The organism is Methylobacterium nonmethylotrophicum (assembly GCF_004745635.1).
GTDB classification, from domain to species: domain Bacteria; phylum Pseudomonadota; class Alphaproteobacteria; order Rhizobiales; family Beijerinckiaceae; genus Methylobacterium; species Methylobacterium nonmethylotrophicum.
This window is the reverse complement of the sequence record NZ_SRLB01000085.1, coordinates 1-3,207: the sequence shown is the minus strand read 5'-3', so window position 1 is coordinate 3,207 and position 3,207 is coordinate 1. Positions and strand designations below refer to the sequence as shown.

Here is a 3,207-nt window from a genome sequence, read left to right as displayed (position 1 = left end):
GACGGGCTGGCCGCCCTCGTCCAGGACCATCTGGCGCGCGATCCGTTCTCGGGCCAGGCCTTCGTGTTCCGCGGGCGCCAGGGCCACCTGATCAAGGTGCTGTGGTGGGACGGCCAGGGTCTGTGCCTGTTCGCCAAGCGCCTGGAGAAGGGCCGCTTCGTCTGGCCGTCCACCGCCGGTGCCGCCGCCGCGCTGACGCCGGCTCAGCTCGCCATGCTGCTGGAGGGGATCGACTGGCGCGCACCTTTGCGCACCGACCGGCCGACGATCGCGGGCTGAAGGCGGCAGACTACCGAGGTGGCCGCGTCCGTGGTCAGGACCTGTGGTGGTGGCCCCTGGCAAGAGCTAAGCTGTTGGCATGGCTCTCGATCCTGCCTCGCTGCCCGACGACGTCGACGCCCTCAAGCGTCTGATCGTCGGCCTGGCGCGCGAGGCGGTCCACGCCAGCACCCTCATCGAGAAGCTGCGCGGCGAGCTCGCCCGGTTGAAGCGGGCGCGGTTCGGCACCTCGTCCGAGAAGTTCGGCCCGCGCCTTGAGCAGCTCGAGCTGGCCATCGAGGCGCTGGAGGTCGACGAGGCCGAGCGTCTGGCCGGCGTGCCGGTCGTCGCCGAGGCGAGGGAGGCCGCGCGGTCCAGGCCGGCTCGGCGGGACCTGCCGGCCCACCTGCCACGCGAGAGCGTGGTTCACGCCGGTCCCTGCGCCTGCCCGGCCTGCGGCGGGAGCTTGCGCCGGATCGGCGAGGACGTCACCGAGAGCCTCGACTACGTCCCGGGCCGGTTCAAGGTCGTGCGCCACATCCGCGAGGCGTTCGCCTGCCGTGCCTGCGAGCAGGTGGTCCAGGCGCCCGCTCCCCACCACGCGGTTCCCCGCGGGCGGGCCGGTCCCGGGCTGTTGGCCCACATCGCGGTGGCGAAGTTCGACGACCATCTTCCGCTGTATCGCCAGGCCGAGATCTACGCGCGCGACGGCGTCGAACTGGCGACCTCGACGCTCTCGGGCTGGCTCGGCGCGACCGCGGCCACGCTGCAGCCGCTGACCGAGCTTCTGCGCCGGGAGGTGATCACTGGCTCGGACGTCCTGCACGGCGACGATACGCCGATCCCGGTGCTGGCGCCCGGCACGGGCAAGACGAGCATCGGACGGCTGTGGACCTATGTGCGGGATGAGCGTCCCCACGGCGGCGTGCGCCCGCCGGCGGCCGTGTTCTTCGCCTCGCCCGACCGTCGAGGCGAGCGCCCGCTCGCCCACCTGGCGGCCTTCTCCGGCGTGCTGGTGGCCGACGGCTATGCCGGCTTCAACGGGCTGTACGAGGCCGCCCGGCCGGGCGGTGCCCTGACCGAGGCAGCGTGCTGGGCGCATGTACGCCGCAAGATCTTCGACGTGCACGCCGCGACGAGCTCGGCCCTCGCGGCGGAGGCGCTGGAGCGGATTGGGGCGCTCTACGGGATCGAGCGCGACCTGCACGGCAAGCCGCCCGACCTCCGTCACCGCGAGCGACAGGTGCGCTCGAAGCCGCTGGCCGAGGCGCTGAAGGTCTGGGCCGAGACGAGCCTGACCCAGGTGCCGGGCCGGTCCGAACTGGCCAAGGCGTTGCGCTACATGCTGGCACGCTGGCCCGCGCTCATGCGCGCCTTCGACGACGGGCGTCTCGCCCTCGACAACAACGCGGCCGAGCGGGCCCTGCGCAGCGTGGCGGTCGGGCGCAAGAACTACCTGTTTGCCGGATCAGAGCTGGGCGCCGAGCGTGCGGCGGCGTTCTACACGCTGATCGAGACGGCGAAGATGAACGGGCTCGATCCTGAGGGCTACCTGCGCGACGTGCTCACGCGCATCGCCGATCACCCGGCCAAGCGCCTGGCCGATCTGCTGCCCTGGAACTGGACGCCGATGGGCGGGGTACAGCAGGCCGCCTGACAAGCTGCTCCGTCACCGAGCGCTTACGGATCTCCTGGCGGCTGATCCCCAAGGATCTGCCGCCGCGCTCGACCACCTTCGGCTACTTCAGCCGCTGGCGCGACACAGGGCTGTTCGGCCGGATCAACCATCACCTCGTCATGGCTGATCGCGAGCGTGTCGGACGAGAAGCTTCGCCGTCCGCCGCAGTGCTCGACAGCCAGACCGTCAAAACGATGGAGAGCGGCGGGCCGCGCGGCTACGACGCTGGCAAGAAGGTCAAAGGCCGCAAGCGCCAAGCGCTGGTCGACATGGACGGGCGTGCGCTCGTCATCGATCCGCAACCTGCGGGCGTGCAGGACCGGGACGGAGCCGTTCCGGTGCTGCGCCTGTCGCGCCGAAGCTTCCCGTTCATCACCAGGGCCTTCGCCGACGCCGGCTATGCCGGCGACAAGCCAGCGAGCGCGACGATCATCGCCGTCGAGATCGTGCGCAGGCCGCCGGATCAGGTCGGCTTTGCCGTGCATCCACGCCGTTGGGTCGTTGAACGGTTCTTCGCCTGGATCAGCCGCAACCGACGCCTCTGGAAGGATCCGGAAGCGACCCTCGCCTCCGCCAGAGCCTTCCTCTACGCCGCAGCCGTCATGATCCTCGTCAGACGCCTCGCCCGATCAACCTGACTTCTCGGACGGACTCTCAGGGATGCACCACATGACTTTTAGAGGGTTCACTTGCCTAGGCCAGGGCCAACCCGCTGTCGACCGGCAGGCGAAGCGAGATGATTTTCTCTGGCGTCGGCAAGCACCGGGTCGAGTGCGCCGGCCCCAACACCGGCGTCGCGTCGGCTGAACTCGCTACGCGCGCAAGCGCGGCACGAGGCGCTTGTCCAGGGCCGCCGACGTCAGGGTACGTCTGCCGTCAGGCGGCTCTATGCTTCGCGCGCCGACATCGAGGCCACTCGCACTGCCAATCGGCAGCTTCGGTCTGTGCCCAGCACGCCAAACCGGCATAACAAGGGTCGGCTGTAGCACGGCGCGACGGCGGCAACTGAGTGATGGTTGGAGAGGCGTCCATGGTAGCGGTGCGTTTCAGGTTGCCGCCGGTGGGAGGGTTATCGGCCGCACTTATCGCTAGACATGGCGCGAATTGAGGCAGCTATCTGCCGCACAAAGGCTCACCGTGCCGCGAGCGAGGCAACCGTTACGGCAGTCAGACCATTGGAAGGAAGCACGTAGGGGGCCTGTCGCAAACTCGGGTTCAGGCCGCAGAAGGGACTGCCCCGCCCTGCTTTCACGCTTTGTTCGCGACGGGAA

2 protein-coding genes and 1 pseudogene are annotated in these 3,207 nt (G+C 69.7%); all 3 read left to right on the top strand.

The window, feature by feature from the left end; translation table 11 throughout:
• A partial coding sequence (gene tnpB / locus EU555_RS35865; RefSeq protein ID WP_135420149.1) for an IS66 family insertion sequence element accessory protein TnpB occupies positions 1 to 279 on the top strand: 279 nt, incomplete at its 5' end.
• 79 nt (positions 280 to 358) lie between these two features.
• Positions 359 to 1,915: an IS66 family transposase gene (tnpC, locus tag EU555_RS35860; protein ID WP_135420147.1), complete on the top strand. Its 1,557-nt coding sequence runs from the start codon at positions 359 to 361 to the stop codon at positions 1,913 to 1,915.
• Between the two features lie 29 nt (positions 1,916 to 1,944).
• Positions 1,945 to 2,574 (top strand): annotated as a pseudogene (locus tag EU555_RS35855) (IS5 family transposase); the annotation flags it as partial.
• Positions 2,575 to 3,207: the final 633 nt, after the last annotated feature.